A 25,243-nucleotide genomic window follows, 5' to 3' on the forward strand; every position below is an offset into this window, starting at 1 on the left:
GCTCAAGCGACGGCAACGACGTCGAGAATGCGTTGCACCACACGGTCCTGGTCGATACCCGCCGCTTCGGCTTCAAAGGACAGGATGATGCGGTGGCGCAACACGTCGAACAGCACCGCCTGGATATCTTCCGGGCTGACAAAGTCGCGTCCGGCCAGCCACGCATGGGCCCGGGCGCAGCGGTCGAGGGCGATCGAGCCCCGTGGGCTGGCACCGTAGGCAATCCACTCGGCCATTTCCGGGTCGAACTTGGCGGGGGTGCGGGTGGCCATGACCAGTTGCACCAGGTATTCCTCCACGGCATCGGCCATGTACAGGCCGAGGATTTCCTTGCGCGCGGCGAAAATCGCCTGCTGACTGACCCGCCGCTCGGGCTTGGTTTCGCCGTTGAGCGCTTCGCCACGGGCCTGTTGCAAGATGCGCCGCTCCACGGCGGCATCGGGGAAGCCGATCTTGACGTGCATCAGGAAGCGGTCGAGCTGGGCTTCAGGCAGAGGATAGGTGCCTTCTTGCTCGATGGGGTTTTGTGTGGCCATCACCAAAAACAGTGGCGACAACTCGTAGGTGCTGCGCCCGACGCTGACCTGGCGCTCGGCCATGGCTTCGAGCAAGGCCGACTGCACCTTGGCCGGGGCACGGTTGATTTCGTCCGCCAGCACCAGGTTGTGGAAGATCGGCCCTTGCTGGAACACGAAGCTGCCGGTTTCCGGGCGATAGATCTCGGTGCCGGTGATATCGGCGGGCAGCAGGTCGGGGGTGAACTGGATACGATGGAACTGTGCTTCGATCCCTTCGGCAAGCTCTTTGATGGCCTTGGTCTTGGCCAGGCCGGGAGCGCCTTCTACCAGCATATGGCCGTCGGCGAGCAGGGCAATGAGCAGGCGCTCGATGAGTTTTTCCTGGCCGAGAATCTGCGTAGAAAGAAAGGTTCGCAGCGCGAGCAGCGCTTCACGATGTTCCATCGATGACGGTTCCTGGGAAGATGAGCCTGGGGCGTGTGAAAAATGCCAGGGCCTGGGGGGCTTACTTTAATGCATTGGAGGGGCTGGCGACTAACGAACCGGGGGGTATTTTTTGGGGTTTGTGGGAAAGGTCTGAGGTTTTTGGCGTCGATGAGGGCCTCATCGCGGGCAAGCCCGCTCCCACATTTGGATTGTGGCGCGTTCAAATGTGGGAGCGGGCTTGCCCGCGATGGCGATTTTGCAGCCGCCAATCAAGGCGTGCGGATGTAAGTGCCGGTGCCCTTGAGAATGTTCTGCAAGGTTTCTTCTACCTCGGCCAGGTCCGATTCCGGTGTGCTGTGCTTGATCTGCAGGTGATCGCTGCCGCCCAGTGCGTCCTTGTCCCCCGCGCCAATCTCCACCAGCAGGGTGGTCGCGCCCAGGGTGATCTTTAAGCCGTCGAGCGTCGAAGGCTCATAGTCCCAGGTGAGCTCCACATCGTCCTCATCCGGATAACGGGACAGCATGAACATCTCGCCCTTGGTGCCGTGGCAGCAGAGCATGGCCATGTTGTTTTCTTCGTCGTCGCACGGGTTGACGAGCAGGTGAGAGGTGGTCAGGTTCATTCAGGAGGCCTAGAGCAATAAGGGCGAATTGGGGCGTAAGTTCACTATTATGGCGTTTTTTGCTCAGGGATGCAGATGACGCCCTGCTCAGGAGTACAGGGCATCATCTACCGGTGAGCGAAAGGGTCAAGTCACAGGGTTAATTTGTGGTACGAACAGCGGGACAACCTTGGATTCTATATAAGGTTTTACTAACGGCGTCACCGTTCTTCCGAGCAAGTCTTTGGTCACTATCTTCACTGCGTTCAAGGACCCAAAGGTGATACGGTCAGTCGCGCCAGGTCGGTTTTTTATATGGTCATCAATACCAAAGCCTATTTCTGTCGCCACTATGCCGCCATCAAAGAGTAAGAGGGCGAAGCCCAAGGGTGGAAAAGCCAATGACAACGGGGCAAGTACAATAAGGGAGCTGTTAATACTCTTGAGCTCTGTCAGCACATTTTTTTTCTTCACGTCGTCGTTGCTGACGTATCCCGCATCCGTGTTGTTATAGGTATAGGCCTCAACACGGCTCTGCACATGTTGGAATGGATCGCCCTCGATGGTTTTACCGCCAAAGGGTTTGTCTTCGGGCCAGTCGGTGTGCAGGCTTGAAAACCTTCCGACTTTTTCAAGGTGAACGTCAACTCCGGACTCCCACACACTGTCCGTGCGATCGCTGAGTTTGAAGTGTTCAGCAAACTGATCGCGTTTTGCCTTGTCCGTCATTTGCTCGGTCAACCATTTGCGCATCATTGTAAGGTTGGCGAATTCATGAATGGGGGACGAGTTGCCTGGAATATAGAGCAGCGTTTTCTGTGTCGTTTTATCTGTCACAGACATGATGCCCGAAGCGACGCGCCCTTCAAAAGCGAGCTCTTTTATGTCCAGTTTGGGATCTTGGGCATAGGCTTGCTGAAAGTCTTTAGCCGTCAACGAGTCGAGGGGTTTATCTGTGCTGATGTTCGTTGCACGCAGCGCGATATCTCGACCTTCCCGTGTCAGCGAGCCCTCTGCAAATTGCTTGTGCGCTGCGCTGGCAAAAGACATCTTGGACAAGGTGGTGTACGTATTTCTGTAGCCGTTCCAGAAGCTATCCAGATTGGCTTTGTGGGATTTGCTGAAACTGGTATCCCACACGTATTCACGGAATGATTTGGGGCTGATAGGGGATTGATTGGAGGCATCGTAGATTTTTTTTCCGGCGCCGGGTTCTACGTAAATCCCTTCATATTGCTGGGTATTGAGTCCTTTCGAATTATTGAGGTAACCATGACGTCCTGAGTTGCGTTGGCTGCCTATTGTCAAGCTATCTACGATTTCGATGGGCGGTGGGTTACTGGCATGTTTGTTGAAAGAGATCTTCGGCAATTGAGGATGGCCAGGGGTGTCTTGTAGGTTTTTTATAGCGGCATCGGTCAGGGATATTTTGCTGACTACAGTTCCAGGATAGGGAGGCGTGTGGCCTCTGACATTGTAGGCAAATGTCATCAGGAAGGTTTTGTCGGGATCAATCCCATATTCCTTTTCGTAATGAAGCCTTATCTGTTCCCGCGTACTCGCACGCCCCTCGGGCGTCTCTACATGGTAGGTAAGGGCGTAGTCTTTAATGCCGAGTTCTGATTGCACCGATTTATCATGCTCGCGAAAAACTTTCAGGTGCGCCGCAATATTTGCATCCTTCCACTGATCGGTCTTGCCAAAGCTATCTTTTTTCCACTTCGCATACTGGGAAATCCACTTGGGATTCTGCAGGGCCTCGCTGTTTGGTGTGAAAGAAACTGGAGTGGAAGGCGCTGCTTCGGGGGCGGTTTTCTGCTCAGGCACCACGGCACTTTGGATGGCCATGTGCAAGGCAAACAGATTGGGGCTGAATTGCGAATAAATGGAATTCATAGCGAGCCTCACTCTTTTATCAGGAATGAGCCGTCCTTGGTGAAGGGGACTGCTTGGAGTACTACCGCCAATACGGGCAGTGCGGTCCTGATTTGATTGGCGAATGTGCAGCAATACACTCCATTGCCAAAAACTATCGGCTCTTGCAACACAGACTATCGATACGCCAACAGTAGGCTTGCGGGTTGATGCGTGGTGTTATCGGCTACCTAGCGTTGACCGAATATGTCGCAGAGGGGCAAGCACGCGTGTCGGCACACTCGTTAAGCTGCTCAACGGATGTGCCTGCCTATTGTGAGCACTGCCATGGCCCTGACCTGCCCGTCGTTCCGTCGCCTGGCCAGTGGCACATCCGATGTGACCTGATCGTCTTGTCCAGCTTCACCCACCTGTCACCCTGATTCGTTTATGGTGCTTATTTATCAGCCTCGACGAACAGCGCTGACGGTCTCCCCGCAAGGGGATAACACGCGACGCTTCCATCAATAACAAGCCCAAGCGGAGTACCACAGATGGCGTTCTTCACCGCAGCCAGCAAAGCCGACTTCCAGCATCAACTGCAAGCGGCACTGGCGCAGCACATCAGTGAACAGGCACTGCCACAAGTGGCGCTGTTCGCTGAACAATTTTTCGGCATCATTTCCCTGGACGAACTGACACAGCGTCGCCTTTCCGACCTGGCCGGTTGCACCCTGTCTGCCTGGCGCCTGCTTGAGCGCTTTGATCACACCCAACCGCAAGTGCGGGTCTACAACCCCGATTACGAACGTCATGGCTGGCAGTCGACCCACACTGCGGTCGAAGTGCTGCACCATGACCTGCCATTTCTGGTGGACTCGGTACGCACCGAGCTGAACCGCCGTGGCTACAGCATCCACACCCTGCAAACCACCGTACTCAGTGTGCGCCGTGGCAAAAAGGGCGAGTTGCTGGAAATCCTGCCAAAAGGCACCCAGGGCGAAGACGTCCTGCAAGAATCGTTGATGTACCTGGAAATCGACCGCTGCGCCAATGCCGCCGAATTGAACGTGCTGAGCAAAGAGCTTGAGCAGGTGTTGGGTGAAGTGCGCGTGGCCGTGGCCGACTTCGAACCGATGAAAGCCAAGGTCCAAGACCTGCTGGCCGGTATCGACGCCAGCCAGTTCGCTATCGACGGCGAAGAAAAAGCCGAGATCAAGAACTTTCTGGAGTGGCTGGTGGGCAACCACTTCACCTTCCTCGGCTACGAAGAGTTCGTGGTACGTGACGGGGCGGATGGCGGTCATATTGAATATGACGCCCAATCCTTCCTCGGCCTGACCAAGTTGCTGCGTGCCGGCCTCACCGCCGAAGACCTGCGCATTGAAGACTATGCCGTGGCCTACCTGCGTGAACCGAGCGTGCTCTCGTTCGCCAAGGCAGCGCACCCAAGCCGCGTGCACCGCCCGGCGTATCCGGACTACGTGTCGATCCGCGAGATCAGTGCCGACGGCAAGGTCATCAAGGAGCACCGCTTCATGGGCCTGTACACCTCGTCGGTGTATGGCGAAAGCGTACGGGTGATTCCGTATATCCGCCGCAAGGTCGCGGAAATCGAACGCCGCTCGGGCTTCCAGGCCAAGGCTCACCTGGGCAAAGAGTTGGCTCAGGTGGTTGAAGTATTGCCCCGTGATGACCTGTTCCAGACCCCGGTCGACGAGCTGTTCAACACCGTGATGTCCATCGTGCAGATCCAGGAACGCAACAAGATCCGTGTGTTCCTGCGCAAAGACCCGTACGGTCGCTTCTGCTACTGCCTGGCCTACGTGCCGCGTGATATCTACTCCACCGAAGTACGCCAGAAGATCCAGCAAGTGCTGATGGATCGCCTGAAGGCTTCGGACTGCGAGTTCTGGACGTTCTTCTCCGAATCCGTGCTGGCTCGTGTACAGCTGATTCTGCGGGTTGACCCGAAGAACCGCCTGGATATAGACCCGGTTCAACTGGAAAAAGAAGTGGTGCAGGCCTGCCGCAGTTGGCAGGACGATTACGCCAGCCTTGTGGTCGAGAGCTTCGGCGAAGCCCACGGCACCAACGTGCTGGCGGATTTCCCCAAAGGCTTCCCCGCAGGCTACCGCGAGCGCTTTGCCGCGCATTCGGCCGTGGTCGACATGCAACACCTGCTGAACCTGACCGAAGCCAAGCCGCTGGTGATGAGCTTCTATCAGCCCCTGGGCCACGTGACCGGCCAGCAGGAATTGCATTGCAAGCTGTATCACGCCGACACCCCACTGGCGTTGTCCGACGTGCTGCCGATCCTGGAAAACCTTGGCCTGCGCGTGCTCGGTGAGTTCCCGTATCGTCTGCGCCACGCCAATGGCCGCGAGTTCTGGATCCACGACTTTGCGTTCACCGCCGCCGAAGGCCTGAACCTCGATATCCAGCAACTCAACGACACCCTGCAGGACGCGTTTGTGCATATCGTCAACGGCGACGCCGAGAACGATGCGTTCAACCGCCTGGTGCTGACCGCCGGCCTGCCATGGCGTGACGTGGCGCTGCTGCGTGCCTATGCCCGTTACCTGAAGCAGATCCGCCTGGGCTTTGACCTTGGCTATATCGCCAGTACCCTGAACAACCACACCGACATCGCCCGCGAGTTGACCCGGTTGTTCAAGACCCGCTTCTACCTGGCGCGCAAGCTCACCGCCGATGACCTGGAAGACAAGCAGCAGCGTCTGGAACAAGCGATCCTCAGCGCCCTGGACGATGTGCAGGTGCTCAACGAAGACCGCATCCTGCGGCGCTACCTGGACCTGATCAAGGCCACCCTGCGCACCAACTTCTACCAGACTGACGCCAACGGCCAGAACAAGTCGTACTTCAGCTTCAAGTTCAACCCCCACGCGATTCCCGAGCTGCCCAAGCCGGTACCGAAGTTTGAAATCTTCGTCTACTCGCCGCGCGTCGAAGGCGTGCACCTGCGCTTTGGCAACGTCGCTCGCGGCGGTCTGCGCTGGTCCGACCGTGAAGAAGACTTCCGCACCGAAGTGCTGGGCCTGGTAAAAGCCCAGCAGGTGAAGAACTCGGTGATCGTGCCGGTCGGCGCCAAGGGCGGCTTCCTGCCGCGTCGCCTGCCATTGGGCGGCAGTCGGGACGAGATCGCGGCTGAAGGCATCGCCTGCTACCGCATCTTCATTTCCGGCCTGTTGGACATTACCGACAACCTGAAAGACGGCGCTCTGGTGCCTCCGTTGAACGTGGTACGCCACGACAACGATGACCCGTACCTGGTAGTGGCCGCCGACAAAGGCACCGCGACTTTCTCCGATATCGCCAACGGCATCGCCATCGACTACGGCTTCTGGCTGGGCGACGCCTTTGCTTCCGGTGGCTCGGCCGGTTACGACCACAAGAAAATGGGCATCACCGCCAAGGGCGCGTGGGTGGGTGTGCAGCGTCACTTCCGTGAGCGCGGCATCAACGTGCAGCAAGACAGCATTACGGTGGTGGGCGTCGGCGATATGGCCGGTGACGTGTTCGGCAACGGCTTGTTGATGTCCGACAAGCTGCAACTGGTCGCGGCCTTCAACCACTTGCATATCTTCATCGATCCAAACCCGAACCCGGCCACCAGCTTCGTCGAGCGCCAGCGCATGTTCGAGCTGCCGCGTTCGGCCTGGTCGGACTATGACACCAGCATCATGTCCGAAGGCGGCGGTATCTTCTCGCGCAGCGCCAAAAGCATTGCCATCTCGCCACAGATGAAAGAGCGCTTTGACATCCAGGCCGACAAGCTGACCCCGACCGAACTGCTGAACGCCTTGCTCAAGGCGCCGGTGGACCTGTTGTGGAACGGCGGTATCGGCACCTACGTCAAGGCCAGCACCGAAAGCCATGCCGACGTGGGCGACAAGGCCAACGACGCGCTGCGCGTCAACGGCAACGAGCTGCGCTGCAAGGTGGTGGGCGAGGGCGGTAACCTGGGCATGACCCAACTGGGTCGCGTGGAGTTCGGCCTCAATGGCGGCGGTTCCAACACCGACTTTATCGACAACGCCGGTGGTGTGGACTGTTCCGACCACGAAGTGAACATCAAGATCCTGCTCAACGAAGTGGTGCAGGCTGGCGACATGACCGACAAGCAACGCAACCAGTTGCTGGCGAGCATGACCGACGAAGTCGGCAGCCTGGTGTTGGGCAACAACTACAAGCAGACCCAGGCCCTGTCCCTGGCCGCGCGCAAAGCCTACGAGCGTGCTGCCGAGTACAAGCGCCTGATGAGCGACCTGGAAGGCCGTGGCAAGCTGGACCGTGCCATCGAGTACCTGCCGACCGAGGAGCAGCTCGTCGAGCGCGCCGCGACCGGCAAGGGCTTGACCCGTCCGGAACTGTCGGTGCTGATTTCCTATAGCAAGATCGACCTCAAGGAAGCCCTGCTCAAGTCCCTGGTCCCGGATGACGACTACCTGACCCGTGACATGGAGACTGCGTTCCCGCCGAGCCTGGTGGCCAAGTTCTCCGAGGCCATGCGTCGCCATCGCCTAAAGCGCGAGATCGTCAGCACCCAGATCGCCAACGACCTGGTCAACCACATGGGCATCACTTTCGTGCAACGACTCAAAGAGTCGACCGGCATGAGCCCGGCCAACGTGGCTGGCGCCTATGTGATCGTGCGTGACATCTTCCACCTCCCGCACTGGTTCCGTCAGATCGAAGCCCTGGATCACCAGGTTTCTGCTGAAGTGCAATTGGCGCTGATGGATGAGCTGATGCGCCTGGGTCGCCGTGCCACGCGCTGGTTCCTGCGCAGCCGTCGCAACGAGCAGGATGCGGCGCGTGATGTGGCGCACTTCGGCCCGCATCTGGCGGCGTTGGGCCTCAAGCTCGACGAACTGCTGGAAGGCCCGACCCGCGAAGGCTGGCAGAACCGTTACCAGGCTTATGTTGAAGCCGGCGTTCCGGAGTTGTTGGCGCGCATGGTTGCGGGTACCACGCACCTGTACACCCTGCTGCCGATCATCGAAGCCGCCGACGTGACCGGCCAGAGCGCCGCCGATGTGGCCAAGGCCTACTTCGCCGTGGGCAGCGCCCTGGACCTGCCGTGGTACCTGCAGCAGATCAGCGATCTGCCGGTGGGCAACAACTGGCAGGCCCAGGCCCGCGAAGCCTTCCGCGATGACGTGGACTGGCAGCAACGGGCGATCACCATCAAGGTTCTGCAAATGGCCGATGCGCCAGAAGACATGGAAGCCCGCGTGGCCCTGTGGCTGGAGCAGAACGCGAGCATGGTCGAGCGCTGGCGCGCGATGATGGTGGAAATCCGTGCTGCGGTGGGTACGGACTACGCCATGTACGCGGTGGCCAACCGTGAACTGCTGGACCTGGCAATGAGTGGTCAAGCGGTGCTGTAATCAGCCGCTAGAGCGCTAAAAACAAAAGCCCCGTATCGCGAGATACGGGGCTTTTTGTTTTCATCCGGTTCAATGTAGGAGCCCAAAAGATGTATCAGATGACCCACCGCCATCGCAGCGGTGCGGCGATCCGACAAGCCAGCTCCCACAGTTGATTTGTGGTGTGGCCAAAATACTCTGCCCGACAAAGACCCCCTGTGGGAGCGGGCTTGCTCGCGAAGGCGGTGGTTCAGCCACATATGCATCGACTGACCCACCGCTATCGCAGGCCAGTTCCCACATGTTGATCGCCACGGGCTTACGAGAGCTTCGACTCCAGGTGATCCAGATACCGGCTCATCATTCCTGCGGCCGTACCCGCATCCCTGCGCTCCACCGCTTCGACAATCTCTGCCTGCTCACGCCAGGCTCCGGTGAACGCTCCTTGCCGCGCAATGACCAGCGAGGTCAACGGCACCAGGCTATTGAGGAACTGCGCCAGCGGTCGGTTCCCCGCAATGGCTGCCAGCGACAGGTGAAACTCCCCAAACAGGCGGATGGCCGGGCCTTGCTGGCCTTGTTCGACGCACGCCCGCTGGCGGGCCACCAGTTCGCGTAGGCGCCGCACCTGCCCAGGGGTGGCCTGTACGCACGCCAGTTGCACCACGGTCACTTCCATCAAGCGCCGCGCCTCAAGAATATGTTTCACCTGCTCGGCATTCGGCGCCGCCACTTGGGCACGCAGGTTGGGGCGCAGGATGATCACTTGCTGTTCGGCCAGGCGTGCCAGGACCCGGCGCAGTACGCTGCGGCTGACACCAAATTCCTGGGCCAGGCCCTCTTCGGTAAAGCGGCTGGTGGGCACGATGCGCTGTTCCAGGATGGCATCGAACAGGCGCGGGTAGAGATCCTCCACCGACGGCCGTTTACCGGCTACCAGGCGCATGGCGGGCGGGGCGGTGACAACGATGTTGCGTTGCAGGGCGTGAGCACTCATGGCCAGTCTCCAAAGTCAGCTGCCGAGATGATCGTCGGGAATGTTCAGGGCCGTGCCCATGCGCTGGCCCTCGTTGAGGATGTGGCGGCGCATTTCGGCGCTGGCCAGGGCGCTGTTCTTGTTGCGGATCGCGCGCACCACGGCTTCGTTTTCCTGCAGGCGTTCGGCCAGGTGTTCGGGCGAGTTGCGCAACACCTGGGCGCTTTGCTTGAGGGCGTTGCTGGTTTGTTGCACCACGTTCTGGAAGATCGGGTTGGAGGTCAGGGCGAACAACTCTTCGTGGAAAGCGATGTAGGCGTTCATCCCCGCTTCACTGTCGTTGGCTTCCAGGGCTTCGCGCATGTCCATCAAGGTCAGGCGCAGTTGCCCGATTTCCTTGCTGGTGATGGACTGGGCCACCAGGCCGACGATAAACGGCTCCAGGGTGTAGCGTAGTTGCAGGATGTCGGCGAGGCTGGCATCGGCCACCGCGTCATGGGCTTGGGGATCGTTGACGCTGGTTTCCAGCACGACCACGCCTTTGCCGGGCATCGAGCGCACCAGGCCGAGGGTTTCCAGCACGATCACCGCTTCGCGCAGGCTGGGGCGGCTGATGCCCAGTTGTTCGGCCAGTTCGCGCTGGCCGGGGAGCATCTCCCCGCGCTGCCATTGGCCTCGCGCCAGGGCGGCGCGCAGTTTTTCTACGACTGAATTGACGACGGTTGAAGTGCTGATCACGTCGTGGGCTCCTTGAATTTAAATAACCCATCAACTGTAGGAGCGAGCTTGCTCGCGAAAATCGTCAACGATAACGCGGGCAGACTGGGTGCGCGCGGTGCCTTGAAGTTTTTCGCGAGCAGGCTCGCTCCGACAGTGTGTGGGGAAGGTTCAGAACTCCTGGTGCGCCGGCAACACCGGCTTCTTGGCCTGGAATGCATACCCTTGCTGCCCTTCCAGCACCTTGTTGGCCCTTTGGATATCAATGTCCTTTTCCCAGCGGGCAATGGCCACGGTGGCCACGCAGTTGCCGATCAGGTTGGTCATCGCCCGGCCGATCCCCATAAACCAATCCACCGCCAACACCAGCACCAGGCCCACTACCGGGATGGCGGGGATTGCGGTGAGGGTCGCCGCCAGAATCACCAGAGCCGAGCCCGGTATGCCGTGGGCGCCCTTGGAGGTAATCAGCGATACCAGCAGGATCGTCAGCAGGTCGGTCATCGACAACGGCGTGCCGGTAGCGTTGGCGATAAACACGATGGCCAGGGTCAGGTAGATCGAGAAACCGTCGAGGTTGAACGAGTAACCGGTGGGAATCACCAGGCCGACAGTGGAACTGCCAATGCCCAGGTGCTCCAGTTTACGCATGATCTGCGGCAACACGGCGTCAGAAGACGCGGTGCCCATCACGATCAGCAGTTCTTCGCGCAGGTATTTGAGCAGCGGCAACATACGCAGGCCCGAGAGGCGCATCACTGCGCCGAGGATCAGTGCGACAAAGGCGATACAGGTCAGGTAGAACAGGCCTACCAGGCTGCCCAGATGTTGCAGTGAATCCAGGCCGTAGGTGCTGGTGGTAAAGGCGATGGCCCCGAATACACCGATCGGCGCCAGGCGCACGATCATGCCCATGATGCGGAAGATCACATGGCTCAACTCATTGATCAGTCGCGAAATGCCCGAGGCTGCTTCACCCACCAGGTTCAGCGCACTGCCAAACAGCACCGAGAACAACAGCACCTGCAAGACGTTGTTGTCGGCAAAGGCGCCGATCACCGAATTGGGGATCAGGTCCATCAAGAACTGGCTGGTGCCCTTGATATGCTGACCACGGTCGGCCAGTTCATTGAGGCCGGCCGAAGACAATTGCTCCAGGTGGATATTGGCGCCGCTGCCGATCCCGGTACTGAAGGCCAGCACCAGACCGAGCACCAGGGCGATGGTGGTGAGGATTTCAAAGTAGATCACCGACTTGAGGCCGATGCGCCCGACTTTTTTCAAGTCGCCGGCCCCGGAAATACCGCTGACCACCACGCAGAACACGATCAGGCCGATCAGCATCTTGATCAGCTTGATAAAGCCGTCGCCCAGGGGTTTGAGCTGTGTGGAGAATTCGGGAAGGGCCAAGCCGCAAGCGATGCCGAGCATCAGGCCTATGACGACTTGCAGGAAAATCGAACGCGAGCACCATCTGAGCATGGGAAGGATCTCTATTCGGTGCCCTGGTGGGTCCAGGGCTTAATTGTTGTGGTCTGACCGGTAAGTCCAGTGCGTGGCCAGTCTACGCTCGGTTTTTTGCAAACTACAAGGGGGAAAGCGGGGGTTTGACGAGACCGGTCTTACCAGTTGCTCGGTAACCCTGATGCTTGAGCGGTTGGCGGCGTGGAATTTTTTTCGCTTATCATCCTAGGCTTGGCTGCTGAGGTGACGCATGGATAAGCCCGGACTGACAACCGACGAAACAGGCCTGACCCGTTGTACCTGGCGTACGGCCGCCGCTGAATACCCCGATTATCACGACCACGAATGGGGCGTCCCGGTTGCCGACGACACTGCGTTGTACGAGAAGATCTGCCTGGAAGGCTTCCAGGCCGGCATGGCGTGGATCACCATCCTGCGCAAGCGCGAGCACTTTCGCCGGGCGTTCGAGGGTTTTGATTTTCGCCGGGTGGCGCAGTACACCGAGGAAGATGTCCAGCGCCTGATGGCCGACCCGGGCATCGTGCGCAATCGCGCCAAAATTCTCTCGACCATCAACAATGCGCGCCGCGCCTGTGAGTTGGTGGACGAGTACGGCTCGTTGGCTGCGTGGCTATGGGCTTTCGAACCTGGGGCCGACGAGCGCCCGGCGCTGGTGGATATGGCCTATTGGACGGGCAACCCCACGTCGCCGGCTTCGGTGCGCTTGTCCAAGGCCTTGAAGAAACGCGGCTGGACCTTCGTAGGACCGACGACGATGTATGCGTTCATGCAGGCGATGGGGATGGTCAACGACCACCTGCAAGGCTGCGCCTGCCGGCAGCCGATCGAAGACCTGCGGCGCCAGTTCAAGCGTCCCCAGTGCTGCCACATCGAAATGGCGTGAGCTAGCCAATCCTCTGGCAACCCCCTCAGTCAATCTGCTGGAGGATATCGCGCACCTTGTCTAGCGCCGGGTCGATATCCAGGGTCTCGATGGCCCCAAAGCCGATCATCAGGCCGCACTGCACCGGTGCCTCATGAAAAAACACATCCAATGGGTACAGCCCGACTTCCATTTGGCGCGCCAGCTCGATCAGCAAGGGAATGTTCACCGGCCTCTTGCACAGCGCTGCCAGGTGGAACCCGGCCACGCTGGGTACGGCTTCGAACCAGGGTGACAAGTCGCCGGCCAGGCGGCTGAGGATGCGCTCGCGGCGGTTAGCGTAGACGGTGTGACAGCGCCGGATGTGCTTGAGCAGGTAACCTTCGCTGATGAACTTGGCCAGTGCCCATTGTGCCAGCGTCGAGGTGTGCTGGTCGGTCAGTTGCTTGGCCTTGACCACTGCGCCATGGATCGCCGGCGGCAGTACCGCGTAGCCCAGGCGCAAGTCCGGCAGCAGGGTTTTGGAGAAGGTCCCGACGTAAGCCACAATGCCGCGCTCGTCCATGCTTTGCAGGGAGTGGGTGGGGCGGCCTTCGTAGCGGAAATCACTGTCGTAGTCGTCTTCGATGACGATCGCGCCCAGTGCCAGCGCGCGAGCCAGTAGCGCCTCGCGACGAGCCTGGCTCATGGGCATGCCGAGGGGGAATTGATGTGAGGGCGTCACATAGATCAGCCGTGTGCCCTGGGGAATCTGGCTGACCTGGATACCTTCGGCATCCACCGGCACGCTGACCACCGTCGCCCCCACGGCCTCGAACATCAAGCGGGCGGGGGTGTAGCCGGGGTCTTCCATGGCGACCAGGCTGCCCGGTTCCAGCACCACCCGGGCGATCAGGTCCAAGGCTTGTTGGGCGCCATTGCACACCACAATATCGGTGTCGCGGCAGTTGACCCCCCGGGAAAACGCGATGTGCCCGGCAATCGCACTGCGCAGGGCCGGCAGGCCTTCAGGTTGGCTATAAAACCCACTGTTCTGGGCCGTGCGGCGCAAGGCGTCGAGGGTACAGCGCCGCCATTCGTCCTGGGGGAACAGGCTGCGGGTGGTGGCGCCGCCGATGAACTCGCAGCGCAAGGTGCCGTCGCGGGTCGGGTGGCGCATGGGCGAGGGCAGTGCCTGCCATTTGGCCAGGTGGGCGGCGCAGGCCAGGTCGGCGGCGTCCTGGCGCCGGGCAGGGCGGTTGGCCTGGCTGCTGACGAAGGTGCCACGGCCGACCTTCCCCACCAGCAGCCCTTCATAGGTCAGCAGCGCATAGGTATCGGAGACGGTCTTGCGCGACACCCCCAACTGCTCCGCCAGCAGGCGGCTGGGTGGCAGTTGCGCACCTGAGGCCAGGCGCCCGGACTGGATGGCCGCGAGCAATTGCCGATACAGCTGTTCGGCCAGATCCTTGCGGCCATTGATGACGACGTGTAGTTCCATGGTGCATCCAGAGGCGGTCAGACTGCGCCCAGATTACCCGCAACCTCAGGGCGCGCCTACGGCCAAGGCGGTCTAGGCATAAAGCGTCACTTTGGCTATAGGGCTGGGGCCTGCGCGGTTTTAAGCTGGCGGCCATCGTCTTTGCCCATCGAGGCCGCCCTCTATGCAACCGCGTCTGGATTACTACACGGCTTCGCCCCAAGCGCTTAAAGGCATGATGGTGCTCGAAGCGACGCTGTTCGAGCTGTCCATCGACAGGCCTTTGCTGGACCTGATCAGGATCCGCGTCTCGCAACTGAACCACTGTGGTTTTTGCAGTGACATGCACGCCATGGCGGCGTTGGCGCGGGGCGAGAGCACGCGGCGCTTGTTGGCGTTGTGTGTGTGGCGCGATTCGTCGCTGTTCAGCCGCCGCGAAAAACTCGCCCTGGAATGGAGCGAGGCCACGGCGCTGCTGGCGTGCGCGGGCGTGCCGGACGCGCTGTTCGTCGCCGTCCGCGCCGAGTTCGGCGAACAGGCCCTGGTGGACCTGACCATGGCGGTTACGACCATCTGTGGTTGGAATCGCCTGGCCGTCGCCTTTGGCCAGTTGCCGCCAGAATAACCCCCCGGGATAAAGATCTACCGCTGCGGCGCTTGTGGGCCGTAGCACCATCGCCCTATGCCAGGCACCTGTTGCCGGCAAACCATATGACCCACGTCATGGCATAGGGAACGACTCATGACTCAACCCGATACACCCGCAGTGGACGCATCCTTGGAACTGGCCGATCTGGACACCCGGCTGGGGGATCTGCTGGTCGGTGTTTTACCCGTTCGCCGTACCGTCCTGGCTGAAATGGGCGCGCAGATAGAGGGCAGGCCCATCAGCGCGCGACACCTGGCTGGGCGCGAGGCTGACCAGACGCTGCTTGATTCGATTCGCTTTGCGGCCCCGGAGCTCAAGGCATTCCTGGGCGCGGACGTGACCGGCAGTGACAACAGCGCTAGCCTGCTGTTCGAGTTCGCCGCATTACGCTCAACCCCGGCCAAGCCGCTGCTTGAGATGGCGCCGGGCCCGGACAGCAGTGACACGATGAGCCGGCTCGACAACTTACTGCGCGCCGTGCAGAACACCAACTTCAATCAGATCCTACAACGTGAAGGCCTGCCCGCCTGGGTGGACACCCCTCGAAGCCGTACCCTGGAAGCAATGGGTACCGGCCTGCAGGTCTATGGCTATTACAGCGCGATCAACGCCTTGGCCCAGGCCATCAGGACCGGTGACATTCGCCAGACCCTGGCCGCCGGTGCCGAGTTGCTCGCCGAGCTGACATCCAACGCGCTGGAGTTGGCCCTGGAGCGCCTGGGCAAGCGCATGCTGGAGAACGGCGGGCGCGTGTTCAAGGGGTTTTGTGCGAGCACCGTAGGCCAATTATTGCGGCGCGGCGCGGGCCTGTTTGCCCAGGTATTAACCCTGCCGTTCGACATCTACAGTGCGGTGCAGTCACTCAAGGACGCGGCGAAGTCCCAGGGCAAGGAGGCGATGGACCACTACGTCAATGCCGGTTTCAGCCTGGCCAGTGCGGCACTGGGCGTGGTGCTGGGGATCGCCGCGCTGGCAGGCTTCAGCTATGCCGGGCCGTTGGGGATTGCCGCGGCCGTCGTGCTGATTCTCGGGGCGCAGATCTACAGCGCGGTACGCCAGGTGGATGACATTGACGACTACATCGAGCTGAGCGTGTCTGAGCGCTTGAGGGCCGGCTGGCTGTCGTTTGCAGGCCGTGAGTTGGACGAGGATGTACGCAACCGCTATCTGCTGGCGAGGATGGAAAAACAGCACGCTGCCTATCTCACCGACGTGGCCGAAAAGTGGATGCGCGGTGCGCTCAAGAGCACCGTACACGCGGTGGTCAATGGTCGGTTCGAGGTGCGCATGATCCCTGTGCGGCAGTGGAAGCACCGTTGGGACGAGGCGGCGGGAGAGCAACCCTATCTGGACAGCACTGCACCGGCCATCCATGACGCTGACGATGTATTCGATGGCTCCCACGCCGGGGTGAGCCAATTGCCCGGTGTGGTACTCGGGGCGCCGTTCACCCATGCAGCGATTCTCTGGCGCCTGGGCGGGGGCAACGACGACATCCGGGGCCTGCTGGAGATGCGCAACATCTTTCAGTTCGGCGCGGGGCACAAACGACTCACCGGTGGGATACGCGATGACCAGTTTGTGTTTGACCTGCCGCCCGATACGCTAGACGCCGCTGCCACCTCCGGTATGGCGAGCGAACTGCACGGTGGCAGTGGCAGCGATACGTTGCATTTGAGCAACCATCAATCGTATGTCGAGGGCATTGAGGGGTTTGCCATCGACCTGGATGCCGGCCGCGTCACCCGGCGCAAAGATGCCGGCCGCAGCGGGCTGTCGAACCAGATCAACCTGGACTCGATCGAGAACGTCGCGACCCCGGCGGGTATGGCCAGTCATGTCAAAGGTTCGGCCCAGGCCAATCTCCTGATCGCCGAAGGCAACAACGACCGGATCGAGGCGGGGGCCGGCGATGACACGATCATCGTCAACGGCGCCGATGCCTGGGTCGACGGTGGGGCGGGCAACGACCGCTACATCATCGCCAGCAACCGAGGCACCGTCACGCTGCATGAGCAGCACTGGCAGGACGACACGTTGATCGAGCTGGGGTGGGAGCTGTCCACCATTGCCGCCTGGGTGATCCAGGACTGCGCATTGGTGATCCGCTCCTTGCGCGGCCTCGACGGCGAATTGCCAGAGCGCCTGGTCAGGATTGAAAACCTTTACCTGCGTGAGTCCGGTGAGCGGCGCCTGGCCCGCCATAACCTGCGCCTGCTGACGGCGGACGGTTACACGCTGGAGCCGGTTCTGCCCCCGTTGTTGAGTGCGCAGGGCGATCAGCCGATCAAGGTGGCTGCCCGCTCGGCCAACCCTGCGCCGACGTTTCAGCGTGTATTGGCGAGCGGCGAATTTGTGGTGCCGTTCGGCCTGTCGACCCGCTGCTTTGTCGAGCGCGGCGCGGCCGAGAAGCGTGCGCGGGTGCGAATCCACGGCGGCACCACCGCCTGTACGTTGTACCTGGACTACAGCACCGAGGAACTGATCGAGGTTATGGCCGGGTATCGCGTGACCCTGCGCAGCCAGAGTGCGGTCGACTCACTGACTTACAGCGATGTGACCTTGACGCTGACCTTCGCGGATGGCGGGCGGTTGGTCCTGGCCGATTTCGCCAGCGACCGCGCGGCAATGCGCACCCATGTCGTTTCCAACATCCGCGCCGCCAGCCTGAAGCTCGACTGTGAGTTCGTGCTGGTCTTCAAGGATGGCGTGTCTTATCGAGTCCAGGCACTGCAACAATCCTACCTGCAAGACCGTGCCCAGCCAGGCTTCAGGGCCTTCGAAGGCCGGCCGGCGTTGGTGGCGAGGGTCGGCACCTATGGGTTTTTCCGGCCGCCGAGTGCCAAAGGCGTATGGCTGCAATCGCAGCCGCAGACCCTGCGTATCCCGGCTGAGCCCCATCGTCAGTCCTACGCGCTGGTGGGGCGCGGGTCGGTATACGCGGTGTACCCCAGCACCGGGGTGACCATTGCCTTGTCGACGCCCGGTGCCCTGGCGAAAACCTCGGATGCGTCCACATGGCTGATCAACACCAGCGGCCTGGATGAGGTCATCGACCACAGCCAGATCAGCCTCGTCGATCACACGCTCAAGGTGGGCAGCGTGACGCTGAACCTGCCAGCGGTCACGGACCCGCAGGTGCCATTGGAGCAATTGAGTGTGCTGACCCTCGAAGGTGATCGGTACGAGATCCGGCTCGATCTGGGCAGCGTTTTCCTGGTGCAACTGGATGCTTCGCGTTACCTGACCATTGCCGATGTCTGGCAGCAACTGCGCCTGCGCCGCCAGTACTCAACCTTGACCGCGCGCCGCTTGCGGGTGCTCGGCGTGCAACTGGCGGACGGCACCGCCAGCGCCATTCATTACGACATGCTGCTCGATCGTTGGGGCGCCGACCTTGAGCCCGCGCGCAACGTGACGTCGGCTGACCTGATGCGTGTAAGTGTGTCACTTAACTAACTCTGGAAAAGGATTTCTATGCAACAGACACCTCATTCCCCCAGGCCTGGGCCATCGAGGCTGGCCGATGGGCTGGCGACTCGCGTCGAGGCGGGGATCGATGCCGGCCTGGTCAGGGATTTCGGCCCCCTGGGCCGCACGCCCCAGGCCGAACATCGGGCGAGCCGCCTGCCGACGTGGGGCTCCGATGCCTCGTTTACCGTACCGCAGATCAGTGACCTGGATGTGCCGGGCCCGATGCCGCCAATGGCCGTACTGGTCCCCGGGGCTCAGCTGTCCGCGCCGAGCGCCGATGGCGTGCTGAGCCACAACGGTCGGACCTATCTTGAGCTGGTCACCCGCGAGACGGTGCTGGCCGTTCGCGACCCGGCCACCGGTGAGTTCCGCGAGCGCGCCCCCCATCAATTGGCCGCCACGGGTGCGCCGCTGCAGCGGGTGGCGGGCACTTCAACCTGGACGAGGAGTGGCGCTGCGGCGCCTGTCCCGCAGGCGATATCGGTCCCGGTCACTGTCAGAGGGCGCCTGGATCCAGTGTGGGATCTGCAGCGGTATGACGTCAGCCAGGCGCGCGGCGTGCCGCCGTTGCCTATGCCAGGAATGCACGACTTTGTGGTGGAAGGCCAGCGTTACTACGTCGATATGCGGTTCGTCTTGAAGGCCTACAAGAGCCAGCACAGTCATATCCTGCAACGCGACGCCAACGGTCGCTTGCGCAACCAGGGTTCAGTGGCCGAAGACGGCATCTTCCGGCTGGGCATGGCGCCATTGACCTATCTGCCTATCGGTGGTGTCACCAGCCGTGTGGAGGTCGATACGGTGCGCAATAAATGGCGGCTGTTCGGCAACGGGGTTGAGCCGATTTATCTGGATACCGGCGGCCATTTGAGCTCATGGGTGCCGGAGCTTCGATTGCGCGAGATCGGCGACATTATTGCGGATGCGCGCAGGGTGTTGGGCTACACCGGAGTCAGCAGCGACATGAGCCAGGGGCTGATGTCGACCATGGACAAACACACCTACCGCTATATGCAGCAATACGCGCGGCAACTGATCGGATTTGATACCCGGGCCATACGCGAGGCGTCGGTGCGGGATCGGGATCGTCTGATTGACGAGCATATCTGGCGCCATGGTTATCCCTATGATCGCCTGCGACAGGCCATCAGCGCCCAGGCCGATGGCCGGGCCTTGCCGGTGGGCATTGCGCAGTTCGACCCGTTGCAGGGCATGGCCACGGTCAGCGCGCGCGAGGGTGGTAGTTTCAATCTCCAGATCGTCAGCCGCCACGACCAACTGCACTACCCCAGGCGTCAACGAAGTGATGCCCATCAAAGGTTATTCGAGCAGTGGAGTGCCCTGAGTATCCAAGCTACGGGACCGCGTGGAAAGGCCAATGAGCTGATGTACCAGCAGATGTTGGTCGACGATGGCTACCAGATTCTTTCAGGAGGCAACTATGGTCGGGGGCAGTACGGTTTTGACCTGGTATTCACGGGGCCGACGGGGGCGGTTTATCTGCTGGAAGCCAAACATAGTCCACCGGGCAACCCGGACCGTTTGTCCCCTGTCAGTATGGCGATGAGGGGTGGGTACTGGCAGATGGAGGACCGCTGGGTAGAAGCGGTGCTCGCCCATTCCGACGTCGCGAAGTCACAGGCAGGGGTTGCCGTCAGACAGGCGCTGAGCAATCAACGGTTATTCAAGCTGGTCGGCGCCACGACATCCAATGGCACTCAATATTTGTTCAAGATTGATATGAGCCCGGTGCGCTGAGGGGGTGTGGCTGGGGGGGGAAGCTGCGGTTGTTGTGGCGAGGGGGCTTGTCCCCCGCTGGGCTGCGCAGCAGCCCCAAAACCTGCTGCCTCGGTGTATCAGATAGAACTCAGGGGGCTTACTGGGGCTGCTGCGCAGCCCAGCGGGGGACAAGCCCCCTAGCCACATAAGCTCCACCTCGTCGCACGAGCCGCGGGTGTCAGGACAGGAAGCCGCCATCGACATTCAGCGACACACCGGTGGTGTAGGTCGAGGCGTCGCTGGCCAGGTAGAGCACGGCGCCGGCCATTTCGCTTGGGTCGGCTACGCGTTTGAGCGGGATCTGCGCCAGGGCCATGTTGAGGATCGATTCGTTCTTGACCAGTGCCGAGGCAAATTTGGTGTCGGTCAGGCCCGGCAGCAGGGCGTTGCAGCGAATGCCGAATTGCGCACATTCCTTGGCGAAGACCTTGGTCATATTGATCACGGCGGCCTTGGTCACCGAGTAGATCCCCTGGAAATGCCCGGGAGAAATGCCGTTGATCGAGGCCACGTTGATGATGCTGCCACCACCGTTTTCACGCATCAGCTTGCCGGCTTCCACTGACATGAAGAAGTAGCCGCGAATGTTCACGTCGACGGTTTTCTGGAAGGCCCCCAGGTCAGTGTCCAGCACGTTGCAGAACTGCGGGTTGGTCGCGGCATTGTTGACCAGGATGTCCAGGCGCCCGAACTGCTCGCGGATCCCGGCAAACACCTGGGTGATCTGCTCCATCTCGCCGATATGGCAAGCAATGGCCGTGGCTTTGCCACCGGCGGCGATGATCGCGTCGGCCACGTGTTGGCAGCCATCGATCTTGCGGCTCGACACAATCACATGGGCGCCTTGCTGGGCCAGCAACTTGGCAATGGCCTCACCGATGCCACGGCTGGCGCCGGAGACAAACGCGATCTTGCCGTCGAGGTCGAACAGGTGGGTCTTGGACATGGTGGTTCCTTGTCGGTCAAAGGGTGGATTTGTTGATCACGTTCAGGCTCATCTGCTCCAGCAGCTTGTTCATCTGGATGAACTGCGCAAAGCGTTTGTCCTGGGTCTGGCCATGGAAGAAGCGGTAGTAGATCTGTTGCACGATGCCGGCCAGGCGAAACAGACCGTAGGTGTAGTAGAAATCGAAATTGTCGATCTGGATGCCTGAGCGCTCGGCGTAGTAATCGACAAACTGGCGGCGGGTGAGCATGCCGGGCGCGTTGCTCGGCTGGCGGCGCATCAGCTGCACAGGCCCTGGGTCGGCGGCTTCGATCCAGTAGGCGAGGCTGTTGCCCAGGTCCATCAGCGGATCGCCGAGGGTGGTCAGTTCCCAATCCAGCACGCCGATGATCTGCATCGGGTTGTTGGGGTCGAGGATCACGTTGTCGAAACGGTAGTCGTTATGCACGATGCTGGAAGTCGGGTGATCGGCCGGCATCTTGTCGTTGAGCCAGGCGCGCACGGCTTCCCATTTCGGGGCGTCGGGGGTCAGGGCTTTTTCGTAGCGATCGCTCCACCCGCTGATCTGGCGTGCCACGTAACCTTCGGGCTTGCCCAGGTCGGCCAGGCCGCAGGCGTGGTAGTCCACTTGGTGCAGTTCGACGAACTTGTCGATGAAGCTTTTGCACAGGGCTTCGGTGCGCCCGGCGTCCAGGCCCAGTTCCGGCGGCAGGTCCGAGCGCAGGATGATGCCCTTGACCCGCTCCATCACATAGAACTCGGCACCGATCACTGATTCGTCAGTGCAGTGCAGGTAGGCCTTGGGGCAGTAGGGGAAGCCGTCCTTGAGTTGATTGAGGATGCGGAATTCGCGGCCCATGTCATGGGCAGACTTGGCCTTGTGGCCAAAGGGCGGGCGGCGCAGGACGAACTCCTGGCCGGGGTACTCCAACAGGTAGGTCAGGTTGGACGCGCCACCAGGAAACTGGCTGATGGTGGCGCTGCCGCTCAAGCCAGGGATATGGGCCTTGAGGTAGGGGTCGATGAGGCTGGCATCCAGTTCTTCGCCAGGGCGAATCTGGGTGGATTGGTCATTGAGCGCCATGCTTATCCCTTCTGCTTATTCTTGAGGCCTTGGACTATTGGCTAATCTAATGCGCACAGCCGACCCGCCACAAGGCTGGCACGGCTTAATAGGTTAGCGTGTTGGATGATAATCAGCGTGCCTGATCGGTCACTTTTCGGGCGGCGGCAAGGCGACTGGCGTGAGTACCGGGCGCCCGGCGAAGTACTCCAGCAGGTTGTCCGCCACCCGTTGCACGGTGTCATGGGCCGCTTCCGGCGACAGCCCGGCCACGTGCGGGGTGAGCACGGTATTGTTGAGGCGCTTGAGGGCGTCGGGTACGTTGGGCTCATCGTCGAACACATCCAGCGCCGCACCGCCGATGCGCCGCAGTTCGAGGGCGCTGATCAGGTCGGCGGTGACGATCACGCTGCCACGGGCGATGTTGACCAGAAAGCCATTGGGGCCAAGGGCATCCAGGGCCTGGCGGTCGATCAGGTGGCGGGTGCCGGGGCCACCAGGCGTGGCGATGATCAGGAAGTCCGACGTACGTGCCAACTCCACCGGCGTGGCGCAGTAGGTGTAGTCCACATCGCTGCGGGGCTGGCGGCTGTGGTAGCTGATCTGCATGTCGAAACCCAGGGCCGCGCGCTTGGCGATCGCCATGCCCACCGCGCCGAGCCCCAGGATCCCCAGGTGCTTGCCCGAAAGTGAGGGGCGCATGACCTTCGGCCATTCACTGCGCCGTACCGCCGCGTCGGCCCGTGGAATGTCCCGTACCAACGAAAGCAACAGCGCCATGGCGTGATCCGCCACCGACGGCGCATTGACCCCGGCCCCGTTGGTCACCACGATCCCACGATTGCTGGCGGCCTGCAGGTCAACCTGTTCGTAGCCTGCGCCGATCACGCAGATGATTTCCAGCAACGGCAGCGCGGCGATTTCCTCGGCATGCAGGCCCAGCGGGCCACGGGTCAGGACCGCCTGGATCTGCCCGCCATGGGTTTCGATTGCTTGTCTGCGTTCGGTTGGGGTAGGGGCGAGGATGACATGCAAGTCGTTGCTTTCGATGATCGACAGGTAGTCGTTGATGGTTTCGACCAGGACCAGAACGGTAACGGGCATGGGAGGGCTCTTCCAGAGGGCTTTGATGGAAGAGAGTATGCACATTTTAGCTGCGACGTCGGCGCCGCGAGGCAGAAAAAGCGCCGGACCAGATGCCCGGCGCTGTTTACGCAGGCTTAACCGATGCGCGGGGTGGGAATCAGCGTGGGGTTGGACGGTCGCGCCCGGTACTCGGTGCCATTGAACGGGAAACTCGGCAGTTCGGGCTGCGTGGGCGCGGGGGCGTTGTTCTGGTTGATTTGAGCCTCGATGTGTTGCGAGACGCTGTCCACCACCAGGCCGGCATTGAAGAAGGTCGAGTAAATATTGGGCAGTACTGCGGTCATGGTTTGCACTCCAGGTACAAAGGGTCAGTAGAATCCACGCGCCCGCGTTACCTCGCGGGGCGCGGGCACTGCGATGCATCCTGTGGGTGGTGGATGCTCCGCAAACGTTCCCGCCTGAATAACTCTTGCAATATAACCACCTCGGATCAGTTGCGCCCGGCAGGCCTCGGCTGGGCTGCATTCGTCAGCTAAGTCTTTGCTTATGCAGGCGAATCCCGGACAATCGCGCCCCTGTTACGGTCGTGGCGCTGCCTGTCAGGTTTTTCTGACTCGCCGCGATCGTATGAAAGCGGAGAACCGAGCGGATGAATGATCAGGCCAATAGCGTCGATGAACGCTACGCAACGACACCTGTAACCCTCACGGGCTGGAGCCGCCAGGACACGACCTGGATGCTTGGCCTGTTCGGCACGGCGATTGGCGCCGGTACTTTGTTTCTGCCCATCAACGCAGGCCTGGGCGGCTTCTGGCCGTTGCTGATCCTCGCGCTGCTGGCGTTCCCCATGACCTACTACGCGCACCGTGGCTTGACCCGTTTTGTCTTGTCGGGGCGTGCGGGCTCGGACATCACCGAGGTGGTCGAAGAGCACTTCGGCATCAAGGCCGGTGCATTGATCACCTTGCTGTACTTCTTTGCGATCTTCCCGATCCTGCTGATCTACAGCGTGGCGTTGACCAATACGGTGGGCAGCTTCATGTCGCACCAACTGCACATTGAGCCGCCGCCCCGGGCGCTGTTGTCGTTTGTGCTGATCCTGGGCCTGCTGGGCGTGGTGCGTTGCGGCGAACAGGTAATCGTCAAGGCCATGAGCCTGATGGTGTATCCGTTTATTGTCGCCTTGCTGTTTCTGGCGGTGTATCTGGTGCCGCACTGGAACGGCGGCATCCTCAGCACCGCCAGCACTGTGCCGGCACCGTCGGCGCTGCTGCACACGCTGTGGCTGGCGATTCCGGTGATGGTGTTCTCGTTCAACCACTCGCCGATCATCTCGGCTTTCGCCGTTGACCAGAAACGCCAGTACGGCGCCCACGCCGAAGAGCGCAGCTCGCAGATCCTGTCCCGCGCCCACCTGTTGATGGTGGCGATGGTGCTGTTCTTCGTGTTCAGCTGCGTGCTGACCTTGTCGCCAAGCCAACTGGCCGAAGCCAAGGCGCAGAACCTGTCGATCCTGTCCTACCTGGCCAACCACTTCGATAACCCGACCATCGCCTTTGCTGCGCCATTGATTGCGTTCGTGGCGATTGCCAAGTCGTTCCTGGGCCACTACATCGGCGCCAGCGAAGGCCTCAAGGGCCTGATCGTCAAGAGCGGCCGCCGCCCGGGTGCCAAGGCCCTGGACCGCATGACAGCAGGCTTCATGCTGGTGGTGTGCTGGATCGTGGCCACCTTGAACCCAAGCATCCTGGGAATGATCGAGGCCCTGGGTGGGCCGATCATCGCCTCGATCCTGTTCCTGATGCCGATGTACGCGATTCGCAAGGTGCCGGCCATGGCCAAATACCGTGGGCAGGCGTCCAATGTGTTTGTCACGGCGGTAGGTTTGGTAGCGATCACGGCGGTGGTGTACTCCCTGTTGAGCTAAGCCTCAAGGTTGTACAGCGCTAAAAGG

17 protein-coding genes and 1 pseudogene are annotated in these 25,243 nt (G+C 61.0%); 7 read left to right on the forward strand and 11 right to left on the reverse strand.

Features of this window, described 5'->3' with window-relative positions; all coding sequences use genetic code 11:
• Positions 1-2: 2 nt before the first annotated feature.
• The 3 genes from HBO09_RS07355 to HBO09_RS07365 all read right to left on the reverse strand — a co-directional run bounded on the left by HBO09_RS07355 (position 3) and on the right by HBO09_RS07365 (position 3,442).
• A complete protein-coding gene (locus HBO09_RS07355; RefSeq protein ID WP_003218556.1) occupies positions 3-962 on the reverse strand; it encodes a MoxR family ATPase in 960 nt (319 codons plus the stop codon).
• A gap of 251 nt (positions 963-1,213) precedes the next feature.
• Positions 1,214-1,567 carry a hypothetical protein gene (locus HBO09_RS07360; RefSeq protein ID WP_169998677.1) on the reverse strand — a complete coding sequence of 118 codons (354 nt, stop codon included), beginning with the start codon at positions 1,565-1,567 and terminating at the stop codon, positions 1,214-1,216.
• 126 nt (positions 1,568-1,693) lie between these two features.
• On the reverse strand, positions 1,694-3,442 hold the full coding sequence (locus tag HBO09_RS07365) for a DUF6543 domain-containing protein (protein ID WP_169998679.1): 1,749 nt from the start codon (positions 3,440-3,442) through the stop codon (positions 1,694-1,696).
• 512 nt (positions 3,443-3,954) lie between these two features.
• Here HBO09_RS07365 and HBO09_RS07370 point away from each other — a divergent pair.
• Complete coding sequence (locus tag HBO09_RS07370; RefSeq protein WP_169998681.1) at positions 3,955-8,814, forward strand: NAD-glutamate dehydrogenase; 4,860 nt, start codon at positions 3,955-3,957, stop codon at positions 8,812-8,814.
• A gap of 298 nt (positions 8,815-9,112) precedes the next feature.
• Here the strand turns inward: HBO09_RS07370 and HBO09_RS07375 are convergent, their stop codons facing one another.
• Positions 9,113-9,790 carry a GntR family transcriptional regulator gene (locus HBO09_RS07375; protein ID WP_169998683.1) on the reverse strand — a complete coding sequence of 226 codons (678 nt, stop codon included), beginning with the start codon at positions 9,788-9,790 and terminating at the stop codon, positions 9,113-9,115.
• A gap of 15 nt (positions 9,791-9,805) precedes the next feature.
• Positions 9,806-10,507: a FadR/GntR family transcriptional regulator gene (locus HBO09_RS07380; protein ID WP_169998685.1), complete on the reverse strand. Its 702-nt coding sequence runs from the start codon at positions 10,505-10,507 to the stop codon at positions 9,806-9,808.
• 12 nt (positions 10,508-10,519) lie between these two features.
• Between HBO09_RS07380 and HBO09_RS28820 the strand changes: the two are divergent.
• A pseudogene (locus HBO09_RS28820) lies at positions 10,520-10,645 on the forward strand (outer membrane lipoprotein carrier protein LolA); the annotation flags it as partial.
• Between the two features lie 12 nt (positions 10,646-10,657).
• Here HBO09_RS28820 and HBO09_RS07385 read toward each other — a convergent pair.
• Positions 10,658-11,983: a C4-dicarboxylate transporter DctA gene (locus tag HBO09_RS07385; RefSeq protein ID WP_169998724.1), complete on the reverse strand. Its 1,326-nt coding sequence runs from the start codon at positions 11,981-11,983 to the stop codon at positions 10,658-10,660.
• A 217-nt stretch (positions 11,984-12,200) separates the two neighbouring features.
• Between HBO09_RS07385 and HBO09_RS07390 the strand changes: the two genes are divergently transcribed.
• Positions 12,201-12,854 (forward strand): DNA-3-methyladenine glycosylase I, encoded by a 654-nt coding sequence (locus HBO09_RS07390; RefSeq protein WP_169998687.1) that lies wholly within the window; start codon positions 12,201-12,203, stop codon positions 12,852-12,854.
• A gap of 25 nt (positions 12,855-12,879) precedes the next feature.
• On the opposite strand, the gene HBO09_RS07395 is transcribed toward HBO09_RS07390, so the two are convergent.
• Entirely contained in the window at positions 12,880-14,313 is a 1,434-nt protein-coding gene (locus HBO09_RS07395; RefSeq protein ID WP_169998689.1) for a PLP-dependent aminotransferase family protein, read from the reverse strand.
• Positions 14,314-14,476: 163 nt separating this feature from the next.
• On the opposite strand from HBO09_RS07395, the gene HBO09_RS07400 reads away from it, so the two are divergent.
• From HBO09_RS07400 to HBO09_RS07410, 3 genes are all read left to right on the forward strand, one after another.
• Entirely contained in the window at positions 14,477-14,917 is a 441-nt protein-coding gene (locus HBO09_RS07400; RefSeq protein ID WP_169998691.1) for a carboxymuconolactone decarboxylase family protein, read from the forward strand.
• 117 nt (positions 14,918-15,034) lie between these two features.
• Positions 15,035-18,400: a calcium-binding protein gene (locus HBO09_RS07405; RefSeq protein ID WP_169998693.1), complete on the forward strand. Its 3,366-nt coding sequence runs from the start codon at positions 15,035-15,037 to the stop codon at positions 18,398-18,400.
• Positions 18,401-18,418: 18 nt separating this feature from the next.
• Positions 18,419-20,173, forward strand: coding sequence for a hypothetical protein (locus HBO09_RS07410; protein WP_169998695.1), 1,755 nt, complete (start codon positions 18,419-18,421; stop codon positions 20,171-20,173).
• A 199-nt stretch (positions 20,174-20,372) separates the two neighbouring features.
• On the opposite strand, the gene HBO09_RS07415 is transcribed toward HBO09_RS07410, so the two are convergent.
• The 4 genes from HBO09_RS07415 to HBO09_RS07430 form a co-directional block, all read right to left on the reverse strand.
• On the reverse strand, positions 20,373-21,140 hold the full coding sequence (locus tag HBO09_RS07415; RefSeq protein ID WP_104912158.1) for an SDR family oxidoreductase: 768 nt from the start codon (positions 21,138-21,140) through the stop codon (positions 20,373-20,375).
• Between the two features lie 16 nt (positions 21,141-21,156).
• Positions 21,157-22,224, reverse strand: coding sequence for a phosphotransferase family protein (locus tag HBO09_RS07420; protein WP_169998696.1), 1,068 nt, complete (start codon positions 22,222-22,224; stop codon positions 21,157-21,159).
• 129 nt (positions 22,225-22,353) lie between these two features.
• Positions 22,354-23,307, reverse strand: a complete 954-nt coding sequence (locus tag HBO09_RS07425; RefSeq protein ID WP_169998699.1) for a 2-hydroxyacid dehydrogenase — start codon at positions 23,305-23,307, stop codon at positions 22,354-22,356.
• Between the two features lie 116 nt (positions 23,308-23,423).
• Positions 23,424-23,633, reverse strand: coding sequence for a hypothetical protein (locus HBO09_RS07430; protein WP_169998701.1), 210 nt, complete (start codon positions 23,631-23,633; stop codon positions 23,424-23,426).
• A 305-nt stretch (positions 23,634-23,938) separates the two neighbouring features.
• Here HBO09_RS07430 and HBO09_RS07435 point away from each other — a divergent pair, with 305 nt between their 5' ends.
• Positions 23,939-25,216: an HAAAP family serine/threonine permease gene (locus HBO09_RS07435; protein ID WP_169998704.1), complete on the forward strand. Its 1,278-nt coding sequence runs from the start codon at positions 23,939-23,941 to the stop codon at positions 25,214-25,216.
• Positions 25,217-25,243: the final 27 nt, after the last annotated feature.

Source organism: Pseudomonas sp. WS 5027 (assembly GCF_012985695.1).
Classification (GTDB): Bacteria; Pseudomonadota; Gammaproteobacteria; order Pseudomonadales; family Pseudomonadaceae; genus Aquipseudomonas; species Aquipseudomonas hygromyciniae.

Excerpts from the sequence above, each read along its gene's own strand:
- HBO09_RS07410 (WP_169998695.1), top strand. The coding sequence starts at position 18,419 with ATGCAACAGACACCTCATTCCCCCAGGCCTGGGCCATCGAGGCTGGCC.
- HBO09_RS07435 (WP_169998704.1), top strand. The coding sequence starts at position 23,939 with ATGAATGATCAGGCCAATAGCGTCGATGAACGCTACGCAACGACACCT.
- HBO09_RS07390 (WP_169998687.1), top strand. The coding sequence starts at position 12,201 with ATGGATAAGCCCGGACTGACAACCGACGAAACAGGCCTGACCCGTTGT.
- HBO09_RS07430 (WP_169998701.1), bottom strand. The coding sequence starts at position 23,633 with ATGACCGCAGTACTGCCCAATATTTACTCGACCTTCTTCAATGCCGGC.
- HBO09_RS07420 (WP_169998696.1), bottom strand. The coding sequence starts at position 22,224 with ATGGCGCTCAATGACCAATCCACCCAGATTCGCCCTGGCGAAGAACTG.
- HBO09_RS07355 (WP_003218556.1), bottom strand. The coding sequence starts at position 962 with ATGGAACATCGTGAAGCGCTGCTCGCGCTGCGAACCTTTCTTTCTACG.
- HBO09_RS07395 (WP_169998689.1), bottom strand. The coding sequence starts at position 14,313 with ATGGAACTACACGTCGTCATCAATGGCCGCAAGGATCTGGCCGAACAG.
- HBO09_RS07365 (WP_169998679.1), bottom strand. The coding sequence starts at position 3,442 with ATGAATTCCATTTATTCGCAATTCAGCCCCAATCTGTTTGCCTTGCAC.
- HBO09_RS07425 (WP_169998699.1), bottom strand. The coding sequence starts at position 23,307 with ATGCCCGTTACCGTTCTGGTCCTGGTCGAAACCATCAACGACTACCTG.
- HBO09_RS07415 (WP_104912158.1), bottom strand. The coding sequence starts at position 21,140 with ATGTCCAAGACCCACCTGTTCGACCTCGACGGCAAGATCGCGTTTGTC.
- HBO09_RS07370 (WP_169998681.1), top strand. The coding sequence starts at position 3,955 with ATGGCGTTCTTCACCGCAGCCAGCAAAGCCGACTTCCAGCATCAACTG.
- HBO09_RS07405 (WP_169998693.1), top strand. The coding sequence starts at position 15,035 with ATGACTCAACCCGATACACCCGCAGTGGACGCATCCTTGGAACTGGCC.
- HBO09_RS07360 (WP_169998677.1), bottom strand. The coding sequence starts at position 1,567 with ATGAACCTGACCACCTCTCACCTGCTCGTCAACCCGTGCGACGACGAA.
- HBO09_RS07400 (WP_169998691.1), top strand. The coding sequence starts at position 14,477 with ATGCAACCGCGTCTGGATTACTACACGGCTTCGCCCCAAGCGCTTAAA.
- HBO09_RS07375 (WP_169998683.1), bottom strand. The coding sequence starts at position 9,790 with ATGAGTGCTCACGCCCTGCAACGCAACATCGTTGTCACCGCCCCGCCC.